2 protein-coding genes are annotated in these 2904 nt (G+C 37.1%); both read left to right on the top strand.

The features are described 5' to 3' along the window. Positions 1 to 128: 128 nt before the first annotated feature. On the top strand, positions 129 to 1517 hold the full coding sequence (locus FNN09_RS20715; protein WP_143304399.1) for a hypothetical protein: 1389 nt from the start codon (positions 129 to 131) through the stop codon (positions 1515 to 1517). Positions 1518 to 1523: 6 nt separating this feature from the next. Then, positions 1524 to 2519 (top strand): LPP20 family lipoprotein, encoded by a 996-nt coding sequence (locus tag FNN09_RS20710; protein ID WP_143304398.1) that lies wholly within the window; start codon positions 1524 to 1526, stop codon positions 2517 to 2519. Positions 2520 to 2904: the final 385 nt, after the last annotated feature.

Below are 2904 nucleotides of genomic sequence, written 5' to 3'. Positions count from 1 at the left end.
ACTATTTACAGCGTCATTAAAAACAAAACACCATATCGTCAGGATTATATATGTCTTGATCCGAGAGAGAAAAATATTAATAGCTCCACTAATAAAGTGGCTTAAAAACTTGTAATTAATTAGAGTATATGAAACAATTACTACCAATCTTTCTGTTGGGTCTTATCCTGATGTCGTCGTGTGCCAGCAAGCGCAACTACAACAAAGCTCAAAAGTTTGACAATGCAGGATTATACACCGATGCTGCCAATTTATACTTTAAATCCTTAAAAGCCAATAAAAACAACATTGATGCAAAACTAGGTCTGCAACGCACAGGACAGCTTGTACTAGAGGATAAAGTTGAAGTATTTCAAAATCAGTATAACAACGGAACAGCCAAGGATGCCGTTTACGCATACCGTGCAGCCGAGAGCTATTACAATCAACTATCGGCACTTGGTGTTAAACTTATTTTATCAGAAGATCAAAAAGAGTACTATCTGGAAGTAAAAGACAAGTACCTCGATATTTTATATCAACAAGCCATGAAAGCTTTGTCCTTGGAGGAGTTCAATGCGGCAGAAACTCAACTGAGTGAGATCATCAGCATCGATGCGAACTTTAAAGATTCCCAATCTCAATGGGTAATAGCTAAATACGAGCCCATTTACCGCCATGGCAACCAATTGATACAAACTGCATTATTTCGCAGTGCCTATGCCGATTTCCAAACGATTAACAAAGCAACCAAAGGCTATAAAAACAGCTTGGACTTACAGGCACAATGTTTGGATAAAGCAACAGTTTCAATTGCTGTATTACCAATAAGCTACAAATACCGAAGCTATCGCAGCTATACCTCTTCAATTAAAGACATGGTTGTTAATGAAGTTTCTCAGATTAAGTCTCCTTTTTACAAACTTATTAGCGATGCATCAATAACGTCGATACCTAATTGGGCCAATACAAAAGACCCTGCTTTAGCTCTCAAAATTGCCAAGCGTGAAGGTTGCTTCTTCGAAGCAAAAACAATACTGTCGGCACGACTTGATAAATTTTCGAAACAGCAAGGGCAACTTGTAAAGAAAGAAAAAAGAGCCTATTTAAAACAAACCGTTGAAGTTACTAACCCAGATACCCAACAAAAAGAAACCAAGGTTAAATACACCAAAGTACGCTATTACGAATACGAGCAAAAACACAGCATTTCTCTTTCGCTAAGCTATGGTCTTGATAGGGTTGATAAAGATGAGAAAGCACTTGCCGACAATTTTTATGGTGAGAAGAAAGATCATATCCATTACGCACAGTTTGATGGTAATTACAAACAACTGGTAGCAGGAACATGGAAATACATGGATAAAGAAACCAGCGATGATCAGGTATACGACTCAAATGATTCCAATAGTCGCCTGCACCAGCTCTTTAAAAATAATAAAGAAATAAAATCAATAGCAAGCCTTGAGTCAAGCTTACTAAGTGCGTGTGCCGAACATGTATCAAAGAGCATTAGTAACTACCAACCAGAAAACTAAATTTGAATGAAGATCTCATTGTACTTATCCCTCCTACTCATTTTTGTTGTAGGAGCCTGTTCCAGCAAAAAAAAGGAAGCCGAATTGCTTGAGTTGAGTAAACCTGAATGGCTGAAAAACAGACCCGTTTCTTCAGAATACTTCTACGGAATTGGAACAACAGCTAAAGTTGGAGGGGCTGTATACTATCAGGAGCAAGCTAAAGAGAAAGCATTATCGGACATGGCCAAGCAAATAAACACCAAAATTAAAAGTGAGCAAAGCCTGTACCGCATGGAAGATAACAGCGGTGTGTACGAGTACATGCAAAGTAGAATTAAAGCAACATCTGATGAGTTTTTGGAAGGTTACGAATACATTGATAAATGGGAAGATTTAAACTACTATTACACCTATTATCGCTTATCTAAAAGTCATTTTTATGCCCTTAAAGCTAAACGTAAAGAAAAGGCTTTAACCTTATCATATGGTCATTACACCGAAGCTATAAATGCCCGACAGCAAGGTAAATTTATGCTGGCGATTGAAGAATATGCAGCTTCCATTGACGCTATAAGCGGTTACTTAAACGAGGCTTGCAATTACACCCACCAAAACAGTTCGATTGATTTGTTTGTGGCTAGTAGGGATGGATTGAGTGACCTAATTAAAAGTATAAACATCAGCTTTAAAAGTGAACAAATACAACCCACAAAAGAAGGTAATGCAGGTGAAGGGCTAGCTATCTTACAATTACTGTGTGATAAAAAAGCAGCCGCCAACTTACCTGTTACTTTCAATTATAGTGGCGGTTTTTTAGTCAATAACAAATTTAAGTCCGACAGCAAGGGTACTATTCCCACTCCTGCTCTGCAACTTAGCAATAACACCAATGAGACACTTAAGGCACAAATTGACTTAAAAACACTTGGAAGATTAGCAACCAAAAATCTGATTGTGCGTCAACACATTGAAAAACAAAAACCAGCATCGGCAGTAATTAGCGTAGTGCTGGCTCATTAACTATAAACCTAGTTGATTTGGTAATTCAATATCAGCTTGCGGTATATTTTTACAAAAATAATGGCTGACCCTCTATAAAGGTCAGCCATTTATCTTTGCTTATACCGTTCTACACAAAAATGCACCTTTGGTGCTTTTCATTCCTAAAGCCACGTTATACCGATTACTATTCAAAATGCGCCTTTCGTTCGCTTCACTCCTAAAAGCACTTTGAATATGTATCGGCATTATACCAGCGCATTTTAATATTTAGTCAAACCTTAAAAACCCTTGTATTTTGATGAGCTACAATTTTCAAAAGAAGTACTTCCCAATCATTTAACATTTGAAAAAGGGTAAAAAGAATCTGCTCTTTAATTCTATTGAGCATTTTCTTTAAATTGAA

Source organism: Carboxylicivirga sp. M1479, assembly GCF_007097485.1.
Classification (GTDB): domain Bacteria; phylum Bacteroidota; class Bacteroidia; order Bacteroidales; family Marinilabiliaceae; genus Carboxylicivirga.
The sequence above is the reverse complement of the archived record's forward strand: the minus strand, read 5'-3'. Positions and strand labels throughout refer to the sequence as shown.